Here is a 23384-nt window from a genome sequence, read left to right on the forward strand (position 1 = left end):
CCGACCGGTACGCCCATCACATCGGGCGGACGGTTACGCCGGGCGCTGCAGGACCACCATGCTCCGGTCGGCCAGCCGCAGCCGGTCGCCCTGGGTCACCTTGCGGCCCGAGCCGGGGGCCACCCCCTCCGGGCGCTGGGTGTCCACGACCACCTGCCACTCCTTGCCGTGGTTGACCGGGACCACGAAGTCCAGCGGCTCGTACCAGGCGTTGAACATCAGCAGGAAGGAGTCGTCGGCGATCCGCTCCCCGCGGTCGCCGGGCTCTGAGATGGCGCTGCCGTTGAGGAAGACCACCAGGGCGTTGGCCTGTGCCTCCTCCCAGTCGTCCTGGATCATCTCCTCACCCTCAGGGGTGAACCAGGCGATGTCCGAGAGCTCGTCGTGCGTCCCCTCGACCGGCCGGCCGTGGAAGAAGCGGCGGCGCCGGAAGACGGGGTGGTCGCGGCGGAGCCACACCATCTGGCGGGTGAAGTCGTGCAGCCGCTCGGTCTCCGCGTCGCCCTCCTTGGGCCACGGCACCCAGGCGAGCTCGTTGTCCTGGCAGTAGGCGTTGTTGTTGCCCCGCTGGGTGCGGCCGAACTCGTCGCCGTGGGCGAGCATGGGCACGCCCTGGGAGAGCATCAGGGTGGCGATGAAGTTGCGCATCTGGCGCTCGCGCAGGGCGAGCACCTCCTCGTCCTCGGTCTCACCCTCGGCGCCGCAGTTCCACGAGCGGTTGTGGCTCTCGCCGTCCCGGTTGTTCTCGCCGTTGGCCTCGTTGTGCTTGTCGTTGTACGACACCAGGTCGCGCAGGGTGAAGCCGTCGTGGCAGGTCACGAAGTTGATGGAGGCGAGCGGCCGGCGGCCGTCGTCCTGGTAGAGGTCGGAGGAGCCGGTCAGCCGGGAGCCGAACTCGGCCAGTGTGGCCGGTTCGCCGCGCCACAGGTCGCGCACCGTGTCGCGGAACTTGCCGTTCCACTCCGTCCACAGCGGCGGGAAGTTGCCCACCTGGTAGCCGCCCTCGCCGACGTCCCAGGGCTCGGCGATCAGTTTCACCTGGCTGACCACCGGGTCCTGCTGCACGAGGTCGAAGAACGAGGACAGCCGGTCCACCTCGTGGAACTGCCGGGCCAGGGTCGCGGCGAGGTCGAAGCGGAAGCCGTCGACGTGCATCTCGGTGACCCAGTAGCGCAGCGAGTCCATGATCATCTGCAGCACGTGGGGGCTGCGCATCAGCAGCGAGTTCCCCGTGCCGGTGGTGTCCGTGTAGTAGCGCGGGTCCTCGGCCAGCCGGTAGTACGAGGCGTTGTCGATGCCCCGGAAGCACAGCGTCGGCCCCAGGTGGCTGCCCTCGGCCGTGTGGTTGTACACCACGTCGAGGATCACCTCGATGCCCGCCCGGTGCAACTCGCGTACCGCCGTCTTGAACTCCAGCACCTGCTGGCCGCGGTCGCCCATCGAGGCGTAGGCGTTGTGCGGGGCGAAGAAGCCGATCGTGTTGTAGCCCCAGTAGTTGCGCATCCCCGCGTCCACCAGGCGGTGGTCGTGGACGAACTGGTGGACCGGCATCAGCTCCAGCGTCGTGACGCCCAGCTCCGTCAGGTGCGAGATCACCGCGGGGTGGGCGAGCGCCGCATAGGTGCCGCGGATCTCCTCCGGGAGTTCCGGGTGGAGCATCGTCAGGCCCCTGACGTGGGCCTCGTAGATGACCGTGCGGTGGTAGTCGATGCGGGGGCTGCGGTCCTCCGCCCAGTCGAAGTACGGGTTCACCACCACCGAGGTCATGGTGTGCGGCGCGGAGTCCAGGTCGTTGCGGGACTCGGGCTCCCCGAAGTGGTAGCCGTACACCGCCTCGTCCCAGTCGATCGTCCCGCTCATCGCCTTCGCGTACGGGTCCAGCAGCAGTTTCGCGGAGTTGCAGCGGTGGCCCCGGGTCGGCTCGTGGGGGCCGTGGACCCGGAAGCCGTAGCGCTGACCGGGCATGATGCCCGGGACGTACGCGTGACGGACGAATGCGTCCGCCTCGCGCAGCTCGACGGCGGTCTCCGAGCCGTCGTCGTGCAGCAGACACAGCTCGACGCGTTCCGCGGCCTCCGAGAAGACCGCGAAGTTGGTGCCGGCGCCGTCGTACGTGGCGCCGAGGGGATATGCCTGACCCGGCCAGACCTGCATGTCGTCGACTCTTCCACTTGTCCGCCGGGCGCCGGTAGGCCGCACCCCGGTCACGTCGGTGCCGAAAGGGCATCGTCACGCAAACAGGCCCCCCCGGGCATGGAATCGCCAAGATCTTCCCCGTTACGGGTGTCCCAATTCCCCTGCCTGCCGCAAGAATCCACCGTCCCGGGGCAACCTGTGCCGTCGAGGTCGCATCAGAACGGGTGACAGTACGACACAGGGGAGACCTACGTGACAGATCAGGGGGAAGGCCGTTCCTTACCGCGAAAGGGAGGGCTCGGGCGCGGATTCAGGCGCGCCCTGTGGGGCGGCGGCACAGCCGTCGTCGCCACCGCCGTGATGATCGGCATCACCTTGCCGCGTGACGCCTCCGGCGACGACCACTCCACGACGGGCGGCCCCGCCGCCGCGTCGGGAGCGCCGGGGCAGCAGGACGCGGACAGCGGTGAAATGACCGAGAACGACGCGCCCGAGGGCGCACGCCAGAGCGGTCGTGGGCCTCTGACCAAGGCCGAGGTCGACCGGGCGAAGTCCATGGCCCTGCGCCGCGACGCGCTGCGCAGCGCGCAGGACGTGGATGGAGGGCACGGCCCGGAGTACCTCGACACCGACCTCGCCGAACCGGCCGACGCCACGGGGGCGCCGACCGACCGGGACCGCCGGGTCGAGGTCCTCTTCTACGACTACGGGCACGACCGGCTGGTGAAGAAGACCGTCAACCTCACCTCCGGCACCGTCGAGCGCACCGACACCGCCACCGGCATGCAGCCACCGCCCTCGAACGACGAGACGCGGGAAGCGGCGGCACTGCTCATCCGGGACGCTCTCGGCAAGGGCCTCCGCGCCGACTTCACGGCCGCCACCAAGGGCCGCGCGCTCACCTCGCCCGACCAGCTGCGACTGCGCGGCATCTCGTTCAACACCGCCGAGCAGACCGCCCCGGCCGGTTTGGCCAAGTGCGGTCAGCACCGGTGCGTACGGCTGTTCACGCAGGTGAAGGACGGGCCGTGGATCGACACGACCCATCTCGTCGTCGACCTCAGCGACCGCACCGTCGGCCGGATCCACTAAGAGCGGAGACCCAGAAACCATGCGCACCAACCACGTGCGCCGGGCCCTCGGTACGGCCTCGGCGCTCCTCCTCCTGCCCGCGCTCCTCGCGGGCTCCACGGCCGGACGGGCCTATGCGGCCCCGCGGGCCGATACCACTGCCACGGCGGACTGCGGCACCGCCACCGCCCTGACCAAGACCCTGCCGAACGGCACCGGCTGGAGCATGTGCTGGCGCCTGAGCGGCACCAAGGGCCTGGTCCTGGAGAGGATCGCGTACCGTCCGAGGAACGAGCCGCGGCCGCTCAAGGTGCTGACCTCGGCCTCGCTCGCGCAGGTCAACGTCCCGTACGACTCCGGGCTGACCGAGTACAACGACCTGTCCGACATCGGCTTCGGCAACACCGCGATCGACATCGGCCGCGAGGAGTGCCCCGGCGGCACCGTCAGCCCGGTCTACGTCCCGCAGCAGGAACGCACCGTCAAGGCGCTGTGCACCACCACCGCGCCGCACGGCTACGCCTACCGCAGCGACGTCGACGACGACCACGGCACCGCCAAGAAGTACACCAAGCAGGGGAGCGATTTGGTCATCCTCTCCGTGTCCCAGCTCGGCTGGTACGAGTACATCACCCAGTGGAACTTCTCCGACGACGGCACCATCACCGCCAAGATGGGCGCCACCGGCGACCTGTCGCCCGGCGACTACAGCGGAGCGGGCACCGGCTGGCCCATCGGCAAGGGCGACCGCGACCACTCCACCAGCCACTACCACTCGGTCTTCTGGCGGCTGGACTTCGGCCTGGACGGCTCCCCACGGGCCAAGGTCGAGCAGTACGACACCAAGAAGGCCGGCCGGGGCCCCGGCTCCGCCGTCCTGAAGACCACCAGGACCCCGGTCACCAGGGAACTCGCCGCAAACTCCGCGCTGCGCCGCTGGTGGCGGGTGGTCTCCACGGCCGGGAAGAACGCCGACCGGCACCCGCGCTCCTGGGAACTGGTCCAGCAGCACTCCGACCGCTACGACGCCCACGCCTACACATCGAAGGACGTGTACGTCACCCAGTACCGGGCCTGCGAGCAACTGGCCAGCGGGAACAGCGACCCGGCGTGCGACGGCCGGGGCACCTCGGTGGACAAGTGGGCGAACGGCGAGACTCTCACGCACCCAGTGATGTGGGTCAACGTCGGCTTCCACCACATCCCGCGCGACGAGGACCAGACACCCATGCCGGTGCACTGGCAGGGGTTCCAGCTCGCGCCGCGCGACGTGACGGCCATGAGTCCGCTCACACCGGACGAGCTGTCGGGCCACAACGGCCAGGGAAACTGACCGTCCCGTCCCCGTCCGAGCCGGTGAGCATGTGGTGAAGTAGCGTCGTTACGGCTGCACCGCCTCCCGCCCCGCAGTACCCTTCCTTGATCGTGGACGGGGGCGGGAAGGCGGGTGCAGTCGTGATGTCGGGAGGTCTGGTGCTCCCCGGTGGTGGTGATCAGGGGGACCCGGGCGGCGGCATCGGCGAAGGAACCACCGGTACGGCCGCCCTCGCACTGCCGTTGGAGATCGGAGCGGAACTGGACTGGGGCGCCGACGAGTGGGCCGAGGTGCGTACCCGCGCCCGGCGCGCCGGACGGGCTTACGTGTGGCTCAACCTCGTCGAACAGCGCCTGCGCGCCGTCGTCAACGCCGTGCTGCGCCCGATCTACGAACCCGTGCACGGCGACGAGTGGGTGGTCGCGGCCGCGGGCCCGGCCGGTCACGAGTGGGTGCAGCGGGCCGCCGCCGTGCGCGAGGTCAGCCGCCGCAAGGGGTTCCTGCTCGACCCGGCCGACGACAACATCCTCAGTTTCCTGACGCTGCCGCAGCTGCGTGAGCTCGCCGTGCAGCACTGGCCGTGCTTCGAGCCCTATCTCGACGACCGCCGGGAGCTCGAACTCGCCCTGGACGAACTGGAGGTGGCACGGCACGTCGTCTCCCGCAACCGCGCCCTGTCCCGCACCGTCCTGGACCAGGCCGAGCGGGCCGCCGCCCGGCTGCTGGACATGCTCGGCTCCGGGCCCGGCTACCCCTCCGCCGAGCGGCTGCCCGTGGACGCCGTCGAGGAACTCGTCGCCGACCGCTACGCCGACGTCGTCGGCGTCTACCCGGACCGGGTGCGGCTGCAGCGGCAGCTGCCCGCCGAGGACCTGTTCGGGGGCGCGCGACGGCTCGACGCCGTCGGCATCGGCCTCAACCTGCTCGTGCAGAACTACTCGGGCAAGCGTCTGGTGCGGCTGGCGGAGTCCGGCTGCCGGGTGCGGCTGCTCTTCCTCAACCCGGCGAGCAGCGCCGTCCGCCGCCGCGAACGCGAACTCGGGCTCGGACGCGGCGAGCTCAGCCGCTCCGTCGAGATGAACATCATGCACATGCGGCGGGTGCGCGCCCGGCTGCGGGACACCGCCGCGTTCGAGATCCGGGTCTTCGACGAGACCCCGCGCTTCACCGCCTACCTCGTGGACGGCGACACCTCGGACGGCATCGCGGTCGTCCAGCCCTACCTGCGCAAGGCCCGTGGCATGGAGGCGCCGGTGCTCATCCTGCGCGGCGGGCCGCGGGAACTCGTGCAGACCAGGACCGACGAGGCCCCGGAGGCCGAGCACGGGCTGTTCGAGATCTACCGCGAGGAGTTCGAGGGCGTCTGGGCCGACTCCCGCCCCGTCTCCTGACGGCCCGGCGGACCGTCCGGCCGGGTCTCCCCCCACAGCCCGGCCGCAGCAGTGTCAGTGGCGCACGGGATGATGGGGCCGAACACGGGGGAACAGCGGGAAGGACGTACGCCAATGGGCATGGGACGACGCCGGGCACGGACGGTCGGCTCCGGACGGGGGAGGAGCGCGGGCAGCCGCCCGCGCGGCGCGGTGGGCGCCACGGGCACGGGGGCCGGGCGATGAGCTGGATCAGCGACGCGCTCGTCGCGTTCGACCTGGAGACCACCGGCACCGACGTCGAGACCGACCACATCGTCACCGCGGCCGTCGTACGGCTGGAGGCCGACGGGGCCGTCTCGCGGGAGCGGACCTGGCTGCTCGACCCGGGCGTGGCCATACCCGAGCAGGCGTCCGCGATCCACGGCATCTCGACCGCCCACGCCCGCGCCCATGGCGCCCCGGCCGGCCCGGCGGTCGAGGAGATCGCCGACACCGTCGCCGGGGTGCTGCGCTCGGGCACACCGCTGGTGGTGATGAACGCGCGCTACGACCTGTCGCTGCTGGACCGCGAGTGCCGCCGGCACGGCGTCGCGTCGGTCGGCGAACGCCTGGGCAGCGTGCCGTCGCCGGTCATCGACCCGCTGGTCATCGACAAGCACGTCGACAAGTACCGCAAGGGCAGGCGGGCCCTGCAGGCGCTGTGCGCCCACTACGGGGTGCAGTTGGAGGGCGCCCACGACGCGCGGGCCGACGCGGTGGCCGCGGCCCGCGTGGTGCGCCGCATGGGGGAGCGGCACGAGCCCGTCGGCCGGCTGCCGCTGGCGGACCTGCACGCCCTTCAGGTCCGGGCGGCGGCCGAGCAGTCGGCCTCCCTCCAGGCGTACCTGCGGCGCACCGCCGACCCGGCGGCCGTCGTCGAGCACGCCTGGCCGGTCATTCCCCGGCCGAGGTGACCGCGGGCCCCGCAGGCGAGGCCGGGGCGCAGTCGAGGATCCGCCCGTCCACGGTGCCGACCAGCAACCGGCCGGCGCCGGCCGCCGCGAGGGACAGGGGCACGACCACCTGTCCGCCGACGCGCAACCGGTGCCGCAGGCGCGGGCTGCCGGTCCGCGGGTCGAGCCCCACGACCTCCCCGGACCGGTGCGCGGCGTAGACGGTGTCCTCGTCGGCGTCCAGGGCCGTGACCGGCTCGTCGGCGGCGAACACCCACCGCGGCGCGCCGTCCGGGAGCCGGCGCCGCACCACGAAGGCGTTCCGCGCGTGCACTTCCTCGTGGTCACGGACCACGGCGGCGTGCACCAGGGCGGCGTCGCCGAGCTGGACGGCCGGGCCGGGGAAGAGGTGCGAGCCGCGCCCGCTCTCCCAGTCGAGGGCGAAGAGCCTGCGCAGTCCTGGCTCCGCGCCCGGTTCCCCGATCGTGAGCGCGCCGATCCACGCCCGGCTCCCGGGGCGGGTGTGGAGGTCCTGCACGAACAGCGGGTCCGCGCCGCGACGCAGGCGGAAGTCGCTCGCGGTCAGCGTGAAGCGCGTCAGCTCCGTGCCGTCGGGGGCCAGAAGACGGGTCTCGCCGCCCCGCTGGTCCGGCGAGCCCGCCCGGATGACCAGCCGGCCGTCGCGGCTCGCGGCGAACGTCACGGCGTGACCGGGATCGAAGGCCTCCAGGGAACGTCCGTCCGCCAGCGACAACCGCTCGACCAGGGTGCCGTGGCCCTGCCACCCCGACCCCGCCGGGCGCACCGTGTGCTGCACGTTGACCCAGGCCGAGGCCTCGTCGGCGCCGACGTGGATCTGCCGCGCCCCGTCCAGGTCCGGCACGGACCACTGCAGATCCCCCGACGGCAGCCAGCACTCCAGCCGCGCGCCCTCGACCGTGGCCAGCACCCGGCCGTCACCGAGCACCTCGACCGCCCGTACCTGGCGGCGCGGTGCCCACACCGTCCCCGGGATGCGGCGGCTGCGCTCCGTCAGCAGGTCGCGGGCGCGATCCCGGTCCGGCGGCCCCTCGTACCGTACCCGCGGGCCCGTCACCTCGCGCCGGCCGACGGACCGAGGGGGCACCGCCCGCCAGTCGTGGCGTTCCAGGACGGCCTCGAAGCCGTGGCTGAAGGCGTGTGCGGAGTCCTTGTCCTCGGGGGAGACCACCAGGCGCAGCCGCCGGGCGTCCAGCCACCGGACAAAGGTCACCTGGCGGCCGTCGTCGAGGAGCGGCCGCACCCGCCCCGACTCCAGGTCCATCAGCAGCAACTGCCCCTCGAAGTCCCAACTGCCGTCGTAGCGGCCCACACCCACGGCCGCCAGCGGGAGGAGCGGATGAAAGGCGACCGACATCACCGGCCACTGGCAGTCGTACACGTGCCGGCAGCGCAGGTCGTCCGCGTCGTAGACGCCGATGCGGTACCGCGGCCACCGATCGATGGGAGCCCGTCCCGGGTTCGGCCAGGCAATCCACCCCATGTCGCCGCCCACGACGAGGCATCCCAGCCGCTCGTCGACGGCGGCGACGCCCGGTTCACCGATCTCGGCGAAGGGACGGTCGCCGAGGACACGGCGGACGACCAACGATTCCGGCATGGACACCGCCCTGACTGGAGGAGCGCCCATCCTCCCAGCCCGGGCGGCGCGACGGGGTCAGAAGGGGTACCAGCGCACCGACGGATCGCCGTCCCGCAACGAGGCCACCCGCCGGCGGAACTCGGCGAGCGCCGCGGGGTCGCCCGGCGCGTGCTGCGCCACCCAGGCACAGCTCGCCGTCTCCCGTGCCCCGCGCAGCACCGCGCAGCCCTCCCACTCGCGCACGTCCCACCCGTAGGCGGCCGTGAAGGCGTCATAGGCGTCCGCGCCGAGGCCGTAGCGGTCCCGGCTGAGCGCCATGACGACCAGGTCGTGCTCGCGCAGATCGGCGGAGAAGGTCTCCAGGTCCACCATGACCGGACCGTCCGGGCCGACGTGCACGTTGCGCGGCAGCGCGTCACCGTGAATGGGCCCAGGGGTCAGACGCGGGGTCAGCGCGGCGGCCGCGACGGCGAATCCGTCCCGGCGCTCGCGCAGATACGCCGCGTCCGCGGGATCGATGGCCGTCCCGGCCAGCCGCAGCCAGCGCTCCACCCCGTCCAGCAGGTCACGGCGCGGCAGGGTGAAGTCCGGCTCGGGCAGGGCGTGCACGAGCCGCAGCAACGCGGCGAGGTCGGCGGGCTCCGCCGGCCGTACCGTGTCCGGCAGGCGCTCCCAGTACGTGACCGGATGCCCCTGCACCAGCCGGGCCTGTGGGGCCGCCGCCCGTACCGCCGGAACGCCGTGCGCGGCCAGCCAGGACGCCGTGCGCACCTCGCGGGCGGCCCGGTCCAGCAGTTCGGGACCGCGGCTCACCTTCGCGACGGTCACGCCGTCCGCGAGCTCGAACACCGCGTTCTCGCCGAGCGCGATCAGCTTCGCGCCGTCCTGTCCGTCCGCCGCGAGGACGGCCCGGGCGAGCTCTTCGGTGAACGCCATACGGCGATGATCGCAGATCAGTAGGCTGACCCGGTGACCGAGGAAGACGTCATGGCCTTCTGCGAGCTGCTGCCGCGGCTGCGGGGCGCCGCGAGCGACCCGGACGAGGCGGCCGAGCTCGAGGCCGTCACCGAGGCCGTACGGCAAGGCGCCGGCGACATGGCGGCGGTCGCCGACCTCGGTCTGCGGCTCGGCGTACGGGTCGTCGGCCCCCGCAAGGACGCCGGCGGCTACTCCCAGGTGCCCGGCATGACCGGCGGGGGCGGCGGCCTCCTGCGCCACCGCTGCCCGCGCGGCGTCTGCGCCCGCAGCGAGGACCCGACGGCGTCCGTCACCGCCCCGCGCTGCGCGATCTGGGACGCCGAACTGCGGCCCGTCTGGTACTAGCCCTGTCGTCCCGGTCCCCGCGGGTGAAGGAGGTTCGTCCGGTGCGCGCAGCCGCACAGCGCAGGAAGCAGCCGGCCCGGGTGGCCGGTGCGCGACGGCGGAGGGGCGGACGCGCCCACCGGACGGCGCGAGGGCACCGCGCCCCGGAAGGCAGGTCCTAGCGCGGTGGCGGGTCTGCTGGACGAGATCGGCGGGAAACTCGCCGAGCGCTGGGTCTCCCTGCTCGCGCTGCCCGGATCGCTCTTCCTCGGCACCGCCTGGGCCGCCCATGTGCTCGGCGGACGACGGCCGTTCGACGCCGGCCGCCTGCTGCGCGAGGTCGAGCGCTACGCGGACTGGACCGGCGCGCACGGCGGCGCCGCGCTCTTCCTGGTCCTGGTCGCCGCGCTGCTGCTCGCCGTCGTGCCGGGCCTCGCGGTGCAACTCCTGGCGCGCGCCGTCCAGGTGCTCTGGCTCGGGCCCTGGCCGGGCGGATCGGGGCAGCGGCTCGTGCGCAGGCGCCGGGCCCGCCGCGAACGCGCCGACGCGCAGGTCGCGGCCCACCTGCGGAACTACGAACGCGGTGGCGACGAGAGCGAACTGGCCGCCGCCCGCGCGGCCGAGGCGCGCCGTGACCGGATCGCGCCCCTGCCCCCGGCCCGTCCCACGCGCATGGGCGACCGGATGCACGCCCTGGAGCACCGCGTCGGCGCGTACTACGCGGTGCCCTTCACGGCGGTCTGGCCGCGCCTGTGGCTGGCGGCCACGGAGGCCGACCGCAGGGAGATCCGCACGGCGGCCGGTGCCTTCGAGGCGTCCACCCGGCTGTGCGGCTGGGGTCTGCTGTACGCGGCGCTGGCCTGCGCCACCGCGTGGTGGCCCGCGCTCGCCGCGGGCGCCGTGCTCGTGTTCGCCGCCTGCTGGCTCGGCCGCGAACGGCTCTTCGCCCTGGCCGACCTCGTCGACGCCGTCGTGGACCTGCGCCTGCGTTCCGTCGCCCGCGCGGTGGGGATCCCCGTCCCGTCGGGGCCTCTCGCCCCGGCGACCTGGCGGGAGCTCGACCTGGTGCTGCGCCGCCGCCGGTGACGCGGCCGGAGCGGACGCTGCCATGATGTGCCGGGCCGCCGGGCCCGCCGCCACGAGATCGGACGGGGATGCTGTACCTGCTGTTCCTGACGTACGCCGGACCGGAAGAGGACGCCGGGCCGTTCGTCGCCGCCCACGTGGCGTTCCTGGAACGCCACCACCGCGCCGGCACGTTCCTGCTCTCCGGGCAGACGGTGCCCTCGTCCGAGGGCGGGGTCATCCTCGCCCGCGGGACGGACCGCCGCACGGTCGAGCGGATCGCCGCGGAGGACCCCCTGGTGACCTCGGGGGTCGCCACGTACACCGTCACCACTGTCGACCCGGCCCGCATGCACCCGGTCCTGGCCGGGCTGCTCGGCGGCGCCTGACCCCCCGGTCGCGGTGGGGCTCAGCGGCCGATGTGGACGAAGGGCGCCCAGGCCGCGGGGGAGCGGGCGTAGCGGGTGCGCAGCACGCGGATGACGTGGTTGAGGGCGCGGCCCGCGTCCGCGGGGGCGACGGCGCCGGGTGTCCGGCCGCGGAGCGCGGCGTACAGGCGGGCGGCCAGGAGCGCCGAGACCGCGTCGTCGGCCTCCCAGAGGGCGCCGACGACCTGGGGGTAGCCCGCGGTCTGGAAGGCGGAGGCCAGGTGGACGGCCTCGTCGGGCAGTTGCCCGGTGTGCGCGGTATGGCAGGCGAGCAGCACCGCCAGCTCGGCGTAGAGCAGTTCCTGCCGGGAGACGTCCGCGGCGCTCAGCGGCCCGCCGTGCAGGAGCAGATGACTGGCGGGCGGGTCCTGCGGGTCGCTGACGCCATGGCAGGCGAAGTGCACCCAGCGCGCCGTGCGCAGGGCCGACAGGACGCGTTCCGGGGTGGCCGCCTCGCCCTCGACGGCGCGCACGCCGCCCAGCGCGTCCGCGATCGCGGCGATCTCACGCGCCGAGGCGCCCGCGGAGCCCGCCGTCCCGGTGGGCCGGCCGACGGCGAGCAGCCGTCCGCCGGTGCGGCCGGAGGAGATCCGCCGGGCGTGCAGCAGGGCCCGCAGGGTGGGGGTTGTAGGAGGAGGCCACCCGGTCGAGGACGGTGCGTCCGTCGCGCAGCTGGTGCTTGCGCTGCAGCCCGGCGGCGTGCAGCGGCAGGTACGCCAGCGGTCCCGAGGCAGACCACCACAGGCGGGGCGCGGCCGACGCGGGGGCGTCCTCGGGGAGCGGCCGGGTGAGGCCGAGGGCGTTCAGTACCGGCTCGGCCACGGTCCGCCACAGCCAGGCGAGGGTGTCCAGCACGAGTTCGCGGGCGTGGTCGTGCTCCTCGTCGGGGGCGGTCCGCGGCAGGCTCACGGCCGTGAGGAACTGCTGTGCCCGCAGCGCCAGCTGCCCCTCCGTCAGTTCGCGCAGCGGCACGCAGAAGATCCGCTCCCGCGTGACGACGACCGCGTCGCAGCGCAACCGGTCCACGTTGACCGCGACGACCGGTCCCTCCGCCGCCACGGCCCGCATCTCCCGTTCCGTGGGCGGTATCAGGAACCGCTCGAAGCCCACCTTGCCGCGGACGCGCATCAGCAGCGCCTCCCACTCGGCGGCCGCGACGTGCCGTTCCATGTAGTCGTCGCCCGCCTCGGCCCGCCGCAGGCGGCCCCCGAGCGCGGAGAACTCCCGGGCCAGCAGGGGATGCGCCGCGGCCAGCGCGGTCAGATCGGCGCGGGCCTCCAGATCCTGGCCCATCAGGACCGCCCGGCCCTGCTCCAGCAGGGCCAGCGCCTGCGCGGGCCGCCCGGCGGCGAGCGCCGCGGCGCAGCCGGTGCGTCCCAGGCTCGTACCGGTCAGGGGATCCGGCCGGCCGGCGGACGCCGGGTCGGCGCCGTCCGTCCGCAGGTGCGCCATGGGGTAGCGGCGGCCGAGCAGCGCCCCGTCGACCAAGGCCCGGCGGTCCCCTCGCGCCAGGGCGCGCGAGGCCATCGACGGCAGGGTCTCCAGGGCGCGTGCGGCCGCGTCGGCGGCCGCGGCCCAGTCGCGGCGCTCCAGCGCGTCGGTCATCGCGATGCGCGCCACCTCGAACCGCAGCGCCGGCATCTCGTCGGCGGGCTCCGCCGCCAAGGCGGCCTCGGCCGCCCGCGCCGCTTCCTGGTCCCCGCGGACGGTGGCGTCGGTGTAGTCCGCCCAGTGGCCGTACGACGTGACCATCCCGCCCAGCAGGTCCGTCAGGCCCGGGGCCCGCTCCACGCGCCGCGAGGCGTCGGCGATCCTGCGACGCGCCTCGGCGGCCAGGACGGGGTCCTGGGTGAGCCCGGCCAGGTTGGTGAGCGCGCTGGCGTACTCCACTTCCCCGGCGGCGCGTTCCGGCGCGTCCCCGGGCAGCAGGTCGAGCGCGGCTCGCAACTCCCGGCAGCAGGTGCGCAGTGCGCCGACGTCCATGGCGAGCACCGCCCGCGTGTGCTGCCACGGTGCCGAGGCGAGGACCAGGCGGGCGTGCTCCGCGGAGCCGTGCGGGAGTTCGGCCAGGACGCGGTCGCCGAGCGCGGCCGCCTCCTCGATGACGGCGGCGTCCTGGTCGGTCATGTAGCGCATCGCGATGACCGCCATCAACAGTCCGGCCGTCCGGGCCCGTTCGGTGCTGCCGGGCTCCGTCCGCCCCAGCGCCTCGCGCAACCGCCGCTCGGCGTCGGCGACGAAGGCCGGATCCATGCCCTGGGGCGTGCCGGGGCCCTTGGCCAGGGCGTCGACCAGGGGCCGCAGGTCGGGAGGGACGGGGAAGGCGGCCGTGAAGCGGGCGTACAGGTCGTCGCCCTCGCCGTTGCCTGCGCCCGGGCCCGGTTCCGGGCGGGGTTCCGAGCTCGGTTCCGGGCGGGGTACGGGACCGGGGTCGGCACGGAAGCCGTCGGGCGGCAGGGCCGTCCGCAACTGCACCGGCGGCAACGCGGGCGCGAACCGCACCATCATCGGCAGGAAGCGGGTCACCACCGAGCCGAGGGACCGCGGCAAGAGCCGCATCCTGGAGCGGAGTTCGCCCACGGCGGCGGCCTTCCCGGCGATGTGCGGCAGCAGCGGATGGCCCGGCGGCAGCCGCTCCAGGAGCGCGCGCAGCATGCGCTCGGCCTCGGCGGCGTCCGCTGCCTCCCAGGCGACGACCGCGCGGGCGGCCAGCAGCGAGGCCATGTTGACCTCGTAGGCCCCGTTGTCGTCCGGCAGCCCCTCGGCCCGGTATGCCTCCAGGTGCCCCATCGCCTCGTCGATCGTCGCGCGGGCCGGTGCCCAGGGCAGCGTGCACATCAGCGCGGCCGCCAGCGCGAAGTGGACGCTGCGCATCTCGTGCCGGTCCCGGAGCCCGCCCATGGCGCGCCCGCTCGCGGCGGCCACCGCCAGCCGCCCGCCCCGCACGGCGACGTCGACCGCCTCCCGGTCCTGGGGACGGGCCCGGATCCAGGCGATCCCGGCGAGCACCGCCGCCCTTCCCGCGTCCGGTGCGTCGACGTGCCCGGGGGTGACCGCGGCGAAGGCCTCCCGGGCGCGTGCCCACAGCGCCGGCAACTCGTCCGTGGCCCCGCACTCGTAACGGATCAGCGCGGAGTGCGCGAGCCGGGCGAGTAGCCCGGGGCGGCTCAGATCGTCCGGCGGGAGCGTCGCCAGCAGCTCCGCCACCCTGCCCTCCACGGGGTCCGCGGGCCGGAACGGCTGCTGGGCGGGGCCCGACGGGTAGACGGCCGCTACGGCCACGAGATCGTCGGGTGAGCGGTGCTGGGTCTGCGCCCCCAGGTGGTGGCGGACCTCGGGCGCGGTGCGGAAGTCACCGTGCATGCGCGCCAGGGTGCGGTCGGCCAACTGCAGGTGCAGGACGAGCCGGGCGCGCAGCGGATGCCCGCGGGGCGCCGTGTCCAGGCCCAGCACCATCAGCGCGAGCGCGGCGGCGGCCGGGGCCCGGCCGTCCTCGCCCTGCCAGGATTCCCGCAACAGGTTCCCGGCCGCCTCGAGCAGGCTCCCGGGCGTCGTTCCGGCGCCGTCGACGAGGCGGGCGGTGGCAGGTGGCTCCGCGAGCCCGAAGCGCGTCAGCATGCGGTCCACAGCCGCGCGCGCGTCCGTCATCAGCCGCTCCCGATCCCCGCTTCCGGCGTCGCGGCAGGATAGCGCGCCCCGCGTGACCGACCGCTCACTCCGCGGCACGACGGAGCATCCCGCGGGGCCGCGCCCACATTCACCCGGAGGAAAGGCCCGCCCGGCCCCGCAGATCGCCGGCACGTGGTGCCCGGCGGTGAAGCGGCGTGAGGCGCCCCGGCACTGCGGCCCCGGTACGCGAGCCCGCCTGGACGCGTTCCGCCGGCTACACCGGCCGGCGCCGTCCCTCTTCCAGGACGCGGAGGCCTTGGACGAGTCGATCGTCCAGGTCTTCATGCCCGTGCCTCGCCAGGTGTCCTTGAACGAGACCTTCAGCGTGCCGATGCTCACCGTGCGCGTGGCCGGCTTGCTGTTCTCCACCGCGGCGGCCGGCAGCGCGCCGGCCATCAGCGGAGCCGACGGCTCCGGTCAGCACGGCACGCAGAACCGGGCCTCGCCCCCGACTGCGGCGCCGTCACGCCGCGGTGCGGCGGACCGCGTCCCGGAGGACCGCGGCCGCGCCGCCGTGCGCGTAGACCTCGCGCTGCCGGCGGGCGCCGGAGCCCCGGGAGGTCAGGCGGTCCACGCCGGCACGCACGGTGTAGAGGTCGCCGGCGTCCTTCAGGGCGTCCTCGACGTGGGCGACGAGGGTCTCGACGACGTCGTGCGCGCCGGCCGGACGGAAGGTACGCGGATCGAGCAGGGCCCCGTCCAGCCCCGAGCGGCTGGCCCGCCAGGAGGCGAGCCGCAGCAGGGCCAGTTCGTCGTCGGGCGCGGGGCGCCCGTCGGCCCACTCGCGGGCGGCGGTCTCGACCAGGCCGCGCACCAGGGCGGCGAGCACCACCGTGTCCTGGTACTCCGGGCACACGTCGCAGACGCGCACCTCGACGGTGGGGAACTTCGCCGACAGCCGGGCGTCGAAGTAGAGCATGCCCTGGTCGATCAGGATCCCCGTGGCCAGCAGTCGCGACACCGCGGCGTGGTACCCCGCGGCGGAGCCGAAGCCGCGTGTCGGCCCGGCGGTGGGCCAGCGGCCGAAGACCTGGTAGCGATAGCTCGCGTACCCCGTGTCGGCGCCCTGCCAGAGCGGCGAATTGGAGCTGAGCGCCAGCAACGGCGGCAGCCAGGGCCGGATGCGGTCGACGACGGCCACGCCCTCCTCGTCCGACTCGACGCCCACGTGGACGTGGCAGCCGCACGTCAGGGTCTCCTGCGCGGTGAGGCCGAAGGCCTGGGCCATCCTGCGGTAGCGCCCCCTGGGGGTCAGCCGGGGCGGCACCGCCAGCGGGGAGGTCCCCAGCGCCGCCACCGTGACGCCTTCCGAGCGGGCCAGCCCCGCCGCCCGCTGTCGCCAGGCGCGCAGCTCCTCCCTGAGCTGGTCCAGGGTGACGCAGGGAGAGCTGTTCAGTTCGAGCTGTTGCTGTTGCAGCTCGGCCACCAGCTCCCGGGACCAGGGTCCGCCGTCCAGCACCGCGTCGGCCACCGCGCGCGGTTCCCCGGTTCGCGTGTCCACCAGGAGAAGCTCTTCTTCGACTCCCACGGTGCGTGCCACCCTGTTCCGATACCCGCTGAGCGCGCCGCTATCCGTCCGCGGTCCTCACCCGGCGGACAGCAGGAGGTCCAGGGCGCGCCGGCACAGGCCTTCGGCCTCCTCGCCCGCCCTGGACGTCACGCTGAGGAACAGCCGCCCGCCGAGCCCCACCACGATCACCAGCGGCGCCCCGGACAGGCTCGTGTGCGCGGCGCCGTGGACGGCGGCCAGTCGCAGCGGCCCGTACGTCTCGGGGAGGTCCAGGCGTGTCTGCTCACGGCCCCGTCGAACCGGGGGCCGCGCGACTCGCCGCGCCGCAGCAGGGCGGCGGCGCGGTGCGGCAGGAACGAGGTCAGCCGGAAGACACGTACGAGCGGCCGCACCTCCTCCGGGGGGAGCCGGGAGTGGATCGGCCCGCGCCTCGCGCGCGGCGGGCCCACAGGTCGTCGGTACCGCCGTCCACGGGGACGACGAAGCTCGCCGCGTACAGGCCCATGGCCTCCCCGGGCCAGTCGCGCCGCCCGTCCGCCTCGGCGCGAGTACGCGGGGTGCGGCGCGCCCCGTTCCGTCCCGTCCCGGGCGTCATGCCGGCGCGCGCGTCCGCCGCGGTCACCGCTCGGCGCCCGGCCCCGCAGGGTGACGCGCAGGGAGGAATAGCCCGGGTGGTCATCCCGTTGGCAGGGATGGTTGAATCATCAACAACATATCGTGAGACGACGGAGGAGGGTGAAGGCGGTGCAGTTCGGGATCTTCACCGTGGGTGACCTGACCATGGACCCCACGACCGGCAGGACGCCGACCGAGCACGAGCGGATCAAGGCCATGACGGCGATCGCGCTCAAGGCCGAGGAGGTGGGGCTGGACGTCTTCGCGACCGGCGAGCACCACAACCCGCCGTTCGTGCCCTCGTCCCCGACGACGATGCTCGGCTGGATAGCGGCCCGCACGGAGAGGCTGGTCCTGTCCACCTCGACCACGCTGATCACCACGAACGACCCGGTGAAGATCGCCGAGGACTTCGCGATGCTGCAGCACCTGGCGGGCGGACGTGTCGACCTGATGATGGGCCGCGGCAACACCGGGCCGGTGTACCCCTGGTTCGGGCAGGACATCCGCCAGGGCATCCCGCTGGCGGTCGAGAACTACGCTCTGCTGCACCGGCTGTGGCGCGAGGACGTCGTCGACTGGTCCGGTCGCTTCCGCGGCCCGCTGCAGGGCTTCACCTCCACGCCCCGGCCGCTGGACGACGTGCCGCCCTTCGTGTGGCACGGCTCCATCCGCTCGCCGGAGATCGCCGAGCAGGCCGCCTACTACGGTGACGGCTTCTTCCACAACAACATCTTCTGGCCGGCCGACCACACCAAGCGGATGGTCGAGCTGTACCGCACGCGCTACGCGCACTACGGCCACGGCACCCCCGAGCAGGCCATCGTCGGCCTCGGCGGCCAGGTGTTCATGCGGAGGAACTCGCAGGACGCCGTCCGCGAGTTCCGGCCGTACTTCGACAACGCGCCGGTGTACGGGCACGGCCCGTCGCTGGAGGACTTCACCGAGCAGACCCCGCTGACCGTCGGCTCGCCCCAGCAGGTCATCGAGAAGACGCTGGCCTTCCGCGAGTACGCGGGCGACTACCAGCGCCAGCTGTTCCTGATGGACCACGCGGGACTCCCGCTGAAGACCGTGCTGGAGCAGCTCGACATGCTCGGCGAGGAGGTCGTGCCGGTGCTGCGCGAGGAGTTCGCCAAGGGCCGCCCCGAGGACGTGCCGGAGGCCCCGACGCACGCCTCTCTGGTCGCCCGGCGTGACGCGCGGGCCCTGGAGGACAAGGAGAAGGAGGCCGTGAAGTGACCGTCGCACCCCTGAGGCTGGTGGTCGTATCGGCGGGCCTGAGCACGCCGTCGTCCACGCGGCTGCTCGGTGACCGGCTCGCGGAGGCCGTACGGCGGGCCGTCGCGGACGGCGGCCGTACGGTCGACGTGCGGGTGGTCGAACTGCGCGACCTGGCCGTGGACATCGCCAACAACATGGTCACCGGTTTCCCCGGCCGCGCCCTGGCGGAGGCCGTCGCGGCCGTGACGCGGGCGGACGGCCTGATCGCCGTGACGCCGGTCTTCTCTGCCTCGTACAGCGGGCTGTTCAAGTCGTTCTTCGACGTCATCGACAACGACGCGCTGTCCGGCAAGCCCGTCCTGATCGCCGCCACCGGCGGCACCGCCCGGCACTCGCTGGCGCTGGAGCACGCCCTGCGGCCGCTCTTCGCCTACCTGCGGGCCGTGGTCGTCCCGACCGCCGTGTACGCGGCGTCGGAGGACTGGGGCGGCAGCGGCGACGCGCTCACCGACACCCTGCCGACCCGCATCGCCCGCGCCGCGGGCGAACTGGCGGCGTTGCTGGTGACGCGGCCGTCGGCCCCCGTGGCCGCGGCGGATACGGTCGTTCCGTTCGAGCAGCAATTGGCCGCCCTGCGGCCCGAGTGGGAGAGATGATGGCACTGCGCGTCGCCGACAACCCCGGCAAGTCCCGTTTCGAGATCTTCGACGCGGCGGAGGAGGGCGGTGCCGAGGAGGTGGCCGGCTTCGCCGAGTACCACCTGTACCGGGACCAGATCGCGTTCATCCACACCGAGGTGGACCCCCGTTTCGGCGGTCGCGGCCTCGGCGGGGTCCTCGCCCGGGCCGCGCTGGACGCGGCCCGTGAGCGCGGACTCGCCGTGCTGCCCTTCTGCCCTTTCATCCGCGCCTGGATCGGCAAGCACCCCGAGTACGTGGAACTGGTGCCCGAGGGCGAGCGTCCGCGCTTCGGCTTCTGAGGTCCCCGGGCCCCGGGAGTCCCCGGGGCCTTCCGGGGAGCGGAGGGGCGGTCGGGCGGGCCGGAATGGATCCGGTTGGTTGAATGTTAAACCGGCTGTGCGGGGCCCGGACCGGGCCCGCCGGAACTGCCGAGGAGGGCGTCATGCCTGCTGTGACCGTGGAGAACACCCTGCTGCTGCCCCGTGTCACCGAGCCCGACCCGGTGACCGCCGAGCAGCGCCCCGTCCGCCGGGTGACCTCCGCCCCGCAGGGCTTCGAGGGCGAGGGCTTCCCGGTGTACCGCGCCTTCGCGGGCGTGCCGACGCGGGAGCTCGACCCCTTCATCCACATGGACCAGATGGGCGAGGTCGAGTACGCGCCCGGCGAGCCCAAGGGCACCGCGTGGCACCCGCACCGCGGCTTCGAGACCGTCACGTACATGATCGACGGCCGCATGGAGCACCAGGACTCGCACGGCGGCGGAGGCACGATCACCGACGGCGCCACGCAGTGGATGACGGCCGGAAGCGGCATCCTCCACATCGAGGCGCCGCCGGAGGAACTGGTCGTCTCCGGCGGGCTCTTCCACGGCGTCCAGCTGTGGGTGAACCTGCCGCGGGCGAACAAGTGGAACGCCCCCCGCTACCAGAGCATCGAGGGCCCCGAGTCCGCGCTGCTCTCCTCGCCCGACGGCGGCGCACTGGTCCGCGTCATCGCCGGCGAGGTCGCGGGACACGCGGGACCGGGGAGCACCTTCACCCCGATCACGCTGGTCCACGCCACGGTCAGCCCCGGCGCGCGGCTGGTCCTGCCCTGGCGGCCGGACTTCAACGCCCTGGCGTACGTACTGTCCGGGCGTGGCTCCGCCGGAGCCGAACGGCGCCCGCTGGACGCGCACCAGCTGGCCGTGTTCGGCAGCGGCGACACCCTGACCCTGGAGGCCACCGGCCACCCCGACAGCCGCACCCCCGCCCTTGACGTCCTGATCCTGGGCGGTCGCCCGATCCGCGAACCCGTCGCGCACTTCGGCCCGTTCGTCATGAACACCAAGGCCGAGGTCATGCAGGCCGTCGAGGACTTCGAGCGGGGCCGGTTCGGACTGGAGCCGGCCGGCCGCATGCCGCACACCGCACCCGGAGAGGAGCTCGCGTGAACACCGTCACCACCCACGAGTCCTACGCCTCCCACGAGGAGACCACGGCCGAGCGCTGGGCGCGCGCCGGGCTCTACTTCGAGGCCAAGGAGTACACCGAGGCGGCCCGGCTGCTCACGGCCGTGGTCGACGAGGTGCCCGAGCAGGTCGCCCCGCGGCTCCTGCTCGCCCGCGCCTACTACCACTCCGCCCAGCTCGGCCGCGCCGAGGAGCAGTTGCGTGCGGTCGTCGAGCGCGACCCGGTCGAGCACTACGCGCACCTGATGCTGGGGCGCACCCTTCAGCGGCAGGGCCGCGAGGCCGAGGCCGCCCCCTGGCTGCGGCTCGCCGCCGCCTTCGCGGGGGAGCTGTCCCCGGAGGACTGAGCCGGTGCCGGGCCCCGGAGCGGGGCCCGGCGGCACAGCGCCGCCGTCCTAAAAGCCTGGGCAAAGTGTCCGGCGGGGGCGGCGGCGTCGCACGTACCCTCCCCTCCGGCTTGGCAACAAATACGGGGGGAAAGCCTTGTCCGAACGTTCAGGCACGTCGTCCGCGCTCGGCTGGGCGCTCACCATCACCTTCAACATCGTCCTGCCCATCCTCACCTACGGCCGGCTCACCGACGCCGGCTGGAGCGAGTTCTCCGCCCTGCTCCTCTCCGGCGTCTGGCCGGTGCTCGACACCGCCATCACACTCGCCTGGCGCCGCAAGGTGGACGAGTTCGCCGTCATCACCCTCGTCTTCCTGGTGATCACCGTGGTCGTCACCGTCGTGGGCCCGCATTCCACGCGCCTGCTGCTGGTCAAGGACTCCGCCGTCACCGGCCTGTTCGGGGTGGTCTGCCTCGCCAGCCTGCTTGCGCCGCGGCCGCTGATGTTCTACTTCGGGCGCAAGTTCGGCACCGACGGCACCAAGGAGGACGCCGAGCGGTTCGACGGCCTCTGGCAGTACGAGGGCTTCCGCCACGTCATCCGCACCATGACCGTCGTCTGGGGGGTCGGCTACGTCCTGGAGGCCCTCACCAGGATCGGCCTTTCGTACAAGCTCTCGACCGCCACCATGGTGACGGTCAACTCGGTGATGGCGTACGCCGTCACCGGTGTCCTCATCGCCTGGACGATCCTCTACGGCCGGCGCGCCGCCGCCCGTGGCAAGGAGCGGGCGCGGTCGGCCGTGGAGGCGGAGGCGGCGGAGGCGGAGGCGCAGGCGGCGGAGAACGCCGAGGTGAAGAACGCCGAGGTGGCGGAGAACGCGGAGGCGACGCAGGACGCTCAGGCGGGGGGCTGACGGGAGCCGCCGCGTACGGCACGCGTTCGGCAGTCCGGGCGGCTTCGGGGTCCTGCCTTGCCGCCGCGCCGACCCGGCGCGTCGTGGCCGCCGGCCGGTCGTTGCCGGTAGACCGGCTGCCATGGACAGTGAGACCGAAGGACAGCGACCGCCGGTGGTGGTCACGGAGCGGGGCTGCGTGCGCGGGGTGACCGGGCAGGGGGGAGTGACGGCCTTCCGCGGGATCCCCTACGCGGCGTCGCCTGTGGGCGCGTTGCGGTTCGCCCCGCCCGCACCGCATCCCGGCTGGGACGGTGTGCGCGACGCGGCCCACGCCGGCCCCGACGTGCCGCAGGCGCCGTCCCGGCTGGCGGTCGTCATGGGGGCGCGCGAGCCGCACGGCGACGAGGACGGCTGCCTCACCCTCAACGTGTGGGCGCCGCAAGGGGCGCTCGACGTCGGCGCCGTTCCCCGGGCGGTGCTGGTGTGGTTCCATGGCGGCGGCTTCACCACCGGCTCGGGCGGCTGGGACTGGTACGACGGCACGCGGCTGGCCGCACTCGGCGGCATCGTCGTCGTCACCGCCAACTACCGCGTCGGTCCCCTGGGCTGGCTGTACCTGCCGGAAATCGGCGCGGACAACCTCGGCGGCCAGGACCAGGCCGCGGTGCTGCGCTGGGTGCGCGACAACATCACGTCCTTCGGCGGCGACCCGGCGCTGGTCACGGTGGGAGGTCAGTCGGCCGGCGCGTACAGCGCGCTCTGCCTCGCCGTCGACCCCGGGACACACGGGCTCGTCCGGCGGGTGATCGCCGAGAGCGGGCCGTGGGGACTGGAACCGCGGGAGCGCGCCGAGGCGGCCGAGGTCACCGCCGCCTATCTCCGGCTCCTGGGCGTCACACACCTGCCGCAACTGCGGGAGATCTCCGCGGAGCGCCTGGTGTCGGCGTACGGACGACTGGCGGCCGAGCGCGCCCGGCCCGATGACGTCGCCCCGCCGATGTACCCGGTGCTCGGCGGGTCCGGGCTGCCCCGCGCCCCGATGGCTGCGGTGGCCGCGGGCGGCCTGGACGGCACGGACGTCCTGCTGGGCAGCACACAGGACGAGATGACGGCCTTCCGTGCCGCCTCGCCGGCCGGCTTCCCCGATCCGGCGGCGGGGACCGAGCGGGTCTTCGGGGCCGGGGTCACCGAGATCGCGGCCCGCTGCGCGGAACGGGGCCGGCCCGCGTACGCCTACCGCTTCACGCGGCGCCCGTCCGGCGACGACGGAACCCTGGGCGCCACACACTGCGCGGAACTCCCCTTCCTCTTCGGCGATTTCGCGGCGTACGCCGACGCCCCGATGCTGGGCCCGGTGGACGACGCCGACCGCGCCCTCGCCCGGGCCTTCGGCGGGGCGCTCGCCGCGTTCGTGGCGACCGGCCGTCCGGAGGGCGGGGACGGCGGGGGCGGCGGGGGCGGCGGGGGCGGCGACGAGCGCGGGCCGTGGCGGCCGTACGAGCCGGGGGCGGCCGCGGAGGTGAGGAGGTTCGGGCCGCCGGTCCGTTAACTCTTCCGGGGGATCGCACAGATATTCGAACACGGGATACGCTGCGGGCATGTCGACTTCAGACGATGAGCGAGACCTGTTCTCCGATCCCGACCAGATGGCGCCGCTCAGGGTGCGCGGTCCGATCCCCGTCATCGATCCGTTCCGGACCCCCGGCTCCGCGGGCGTGGCCACGGCCCCGGCCACGCGCGCGGTGGACGGCCCGGGGGGGGGGGGG

General features: G+C 73.9%; 20 protein-coding genes. 14 read left to right on the plus strand and 6 right to left on the minus strand.

The window, feature by feature from the left end:
- Window positions 1-33: 33 nt before the first annotated feature.
- Window positions 34-2154 carry a glycogen debranching protein GlgX gene (glgX, locus tag AC3EUJ_RS30365; protein ID WP_431966974.1) on the minus strand — a complete coding sequence of 707 codons (2121 nt, stop codon included), beginning with the start codon at window positions 2152-2154 and terminating at the stop codon, window positions 34-36.
- A 234-nt stretch (window positions 2155-2388) separates the two neighbouring features.
- Between glgX and AC3EUJ_RS30370 the strand changes: the two genes are divergently transcribed.
- The 4 genes from AC3EUJ_RS30370 (at window position 2389) to AC3EUJ_RS30385 (ending at window position 6848) form a co-directional block, all read left to right on the plus strand.
- The gene (locus AC3EUJ_RS30370; RefSeq protein WP_431966976.1) at window positions 2389-3228 is read left to right on the plus strand and encodes a Tat pathway signal sequence domain protein; all 840 of its coding nucleotides are present in this window, start codon (window positions 2389-2391) and stop codon (window positions 3226-3228) included.
- A 19-nt stretch (window positions 3229-3247) separates the two neighbouring features.
- Window positions 3248-4540 carry a copper amine oxidase gene (locus AC3EUJ_RS30375; RefSeq protein WP_431966978.1) on the plus strand — a complete coding sequence of 431 codons (1293 nt, stop codon included), beginning with the start codon at window positions 3248-3250 and terminating at the stop codon, window positions 4538-4540.
- Between the two features lie 125 nt (window positions 4541-4665).
- Window positions 4666-5913 carry a DUF5919 domain-containing protein gene (locus tag AC3EUJ_RS30380; RefSeq protein WP_431966980.1) on the plus strand — a complete coding sequence of 416 codons (1248 nt, stop codon included), beginning with the start codon at window positions 4666-4668 and terminating at the stop codon, window positions 5911-5913.
- A 221-nt stretch (window positions 5914-6134) separates the two neighbouring features.
- Window positions 6135-6848 (plus strand): 3'-5' exonuclease, encoded by a 714-nt coding sequence (locus AC3EUJ_RS30385; RefSeq protein ID WP_431966982.1) that lies wholly within the window; start codon window positions 6135-6137, stop codon window positions 6846-6848.
- Here AC3EUJ_RS30385 and AC3EUJ_RS30390 read toward each other — a convergent pair.
- Window positions 6829-8466, minus strand: a complete 1638-nt coding sequence (locus AC3EUJ_RS30390; RefSeq protein ID WP_431966984.1) for a PQQ-binding-like beta-propeller repeat protein — start codon at window positions 8464-8466, stop codon at window positions 6829-6831. The two genes, AC3EUJ_RS30385 and AC3EUJ_RS30390, sit on opposite strands and share 20 nt — an antisense overlap.
- 57 nt (window positions 8467-8523) lie before the next feature.
- The gene (locus AC3EUJ_RS30395) at window positions 8524-9384 is read right to left on the minus strand and encodes a phosphotransferase enzyme family protein (protein ID WP_431966986.1); all 861 of its coding nucleotides are present in this window, start codon (window positions 9382-9384) and stop codon (window positions 8524-8526) included.
- Between the two features lie 33 nt (window positions 9385-9417).
- On the opposite strand from AC3EUJ_RS30395, the gene AC3EUJ_RS30400 reads away from it, so the two are divergent.
- The 3 genes from AC3EUJ_RS30400 to AC3EUJ_RS30410 all read left to right on the plus strand — a co-directional run bounded on the left by AC3EUJ_RS30400 (window position 9418) and on the right by AC3EUJ_RS30410 (window position 11204).
- Window positions 9418-9771: a hypothetical protein gene (locus tag AC3EUJ_RS30400; RefSeq protein WP_431966988.1), complete on the plus strand. Its 354-nt coding sequence runs from the start codon at window positions 9418-9420 to the stop codon at window positions 9769-9771.
- Between the two features lie 165 nt (window positions 9772-9936).
- Window positions 9937-10836, plus strand: coding sequence for a hypothetical protein (locus tag AC3EUJ_RS30405; protein WP_431966990.1), 900 nt, complete (start codon window positions 9937-9939; stop codon window positions 10834-10836).
- Window positions 10837-10904: 68 nt separating this feature from the next.
- Window positions 10905-11204, plus strand: a complete 300-nt coding sequence (locus AC3EUJ_RS30410) for a YciI family protein (RefSeq protein WP_431966992.1) — start codon at window positions 10905-10907, stop codon at window positions 11202-11204.
- Between the two features lie 20 nt (window positions 11205-11224).
- Here AC3EUJ_RS30410 and AC3EUJ_RS30415 read toward each other — a convergent pair whose 3' ends face one another.
- The 3 genes from AC3EUJ_RS30415 to AC3EUJ_RS30425 form a co-directional block, all read right to left on the minus strand.
- The gene (locus tag AC3EUJ_RS30415) at window positions 11225-11860 is read right to left on the minus strand and encodes a CHAT domain-containing protein (protein WP_431967010.1); all 636 of its coding nucleotides are present in this window, start codon (window positions 11858-11860) and stop codon (window positions 11225-11227) included.
- Window positions 11748-14891, minus strand: coding sequence for a hypothetical protein (locus AC3EUJ_RS30420; protein ID WP_431966994.1), 3144 nt, complete (start codon window positions 14889-14891; stop codon window positions 11748-11750). Before AC3EUJ_RS30420 ends, AC3EUJ_RS30415 begins: the two co-directional genes overlap by 113 nt.
- Before the next feature lie 484 nt (window positions 14892-15375).
- Entirely contained in the window at window positions 15376-16452 is a 1077-nt protein-coding gene (locus AC3EUJ_RS30425; protein ID WP_431966996.1) for a carboxylate-amine ligase, read from the minus strand.
- 714 nt (window positions 16453-17166) lie between these two features.
- On the opposite strand from AC3EUJ_RS30425, the gene AC3EUJ_RS30430 reads away from it, so the two are divergent.
- The 7 genes from AC3EUJ_RS30430 (at window position 17167) to AC3EUJ_RS30460 (ending at window position 23167) form a co-directional block, all read left to right on the plus strand.
- Window positions 17167-18279, plus strand: a complete 1113-nt coding sequence (locus AC3EUJ_RS30430; RefSeq protein WP_431966998.1) for an LLM class flavin-dependent oxidoreductase — start codon at window positions 17167-17169, stop codon at window positions 18277-18279.
- Window positions 18276-18917, plus strand: a complete 642-nt coding sequence (locus AC3EUJ_RS30435; RefSeq protein ID WP_431967000.1) for an FMN reductase — start codon at window positions 18276-18278, stop codon at window positions 18915-18917. The genes AC3EUJ_RS30430 and AC3EUJ_RS30435 overlap by 4 nt, the downstream gene beginning before the upstream one ends.
- Window positions 18917-19240 (plus strand): GNAT family N-acetyltransferase, encoded by a 324-nt coding sequence (locus AC3EUJ_RS30440; RefSeq protein ID WP_431967012.1) that lies wholly within the window; start codon window positions 18917-18919, stop codon window positions 19238-19240. Before AC3EUJ_RS30435 ends, AC3EUJ_RS30440 begins: the two co-directional genes overlap by 1 nt.
- A 143-nt stretch (window positions 19241-19383) precedes the next feature.
- The gene (locus AC3EUJ_RS30445; protein ID WP_431967002.1) at window positions 19384-20373 is read left to right on the plus strand and encodes a pirin family protein; all 990 of its coding nucleotides are present in this window, start codon (window positions 19384-19386) and stop codon (window positions 20371-20373) included.
- Window positions 20370-20738, plus strand: coding sequence for a tetratricopeptide repeat protein (locus AC3EUJ_RS30450; RefSeq protein WP_431967004.1), 369 nt, complete (start codon window positions 20370-20372; stop codon window positions 20736-20738). Before AC3EUJ_RS30445 ends, AC3EUJ_RS30450 begins: the two co-directional genes overlap by 4 nt.
- Before the next feature lie 136 nt (window positions 20739-20874).
- Complete coding sequence (locus AC3EUJ_RS30455) at window positions 20875-21636, plus strand: VC0807 family protein (protein WP_431967006.1); 762 nt, start codon at window positions 20875-20877, stop codon at window positions 21634-21636.
- Between the two features lie 121 nt (window positions 21637-21757).
- On the plus strand, window positions 21758-23167 hold the full coding sequence (locus AC3EUJ_RS30460) for a carboxylesterase family protein (protein WP_431967008.1): 1410 nt from the start codon (window positions 21758-21760) through the stop codon (window positions 23165-23167).
- The last annotated feature ends 217 nt before the right edge of the window (window positions 23168-23384 follow it).

Source organism: Actinacidiphila sp. bgisy160, assembly GCF_057707815.1.

Excerpts from the sequence above, each read along its gene's own strand:
- glgX (WP_431966974.1), bottom strand. The coding sequence starts at position 2,154 with ATGCAGGTCTGGCCGGGTCAGGCATATCCCCTCGGCGCCACGTACGAC.
- AC3EUJ_RS30375 (WP_431966978.1), top strand. The coding sequence starts at position 3,248 with ATGCGCACCAACCACGTGCGCCGGGCCCTCGGTACGGCCTCGGCGCTC.
- AC3EUJ_RS30380 (WP_431966980.1), top strand. The coding sequence starts at position 4,666 with ATGTCGGGAGGTCTGGTGCTCCCCGGTGGTGGTGATCAGGGGGACCCG.
- AC3EUJ_RS30385 (WP_431966982.1), top strand. The coding sequence starts at position 6,135 with ATGAGCTGGATCAGCGACGCGCTCGTCGCGTTCGACCTGGAGACCACC.
- AC3EUJ_RS30390 (WP_431966984.1), bottom strand. The coding sequence starts at position 8,466 with ATGCCGGAATCGTTGGTCGTCCGCCGTGTCCTCGGCGACCGTCCCTTC.
- AC3EUJ_RS30395 (WP_431966986.1), bottom strand. The coding sequence starts at position 9,384 with ATGGCGTTCACCGAAGAGCTCGCCCGGGCCGTCCTCGCGGCGGACGGA.
- AC3EUJ_RS30410 (WP_431966992.1), top strand. The coding sequence starts at position 10,905 with ATGCTGTACCTGCTGTTCCTGACGTACGCCGGACCGGAAGAGGACGCC.
- AC3EUJ_RS30420 (WP_431966994.1), bottom strand. The coding sequence starts at position 14,891 with ATGACGGACGCGCGCGCGGCTGTGGACCGCATGCTGACGCGCTTCGGG.
- AC3EUJ_RS30440 (WP_431967012.1), top strand. The coding sequence starts at position 18,917 with ATGGCACTGCGCGTCGCCGACAACCCCGGCAAGTCCCGTTTCGAGATC.
- AC3EUJ_RS30445 (WP_431967002.1), top strand. The coding sequence starts at position 19,384 with ATGCCTGCTGTGACCGTGGAGAACACCCTGCTGCTGCCCCGTGTCACC.
- AC3EUJ_RS30460 (WP_431967008.1), top strand. The coding sequence starts at position 21,758 with ATGGACAGTGAGACCGAAGGACAGCGACCGCCGGTGGTGGTCACGGAG.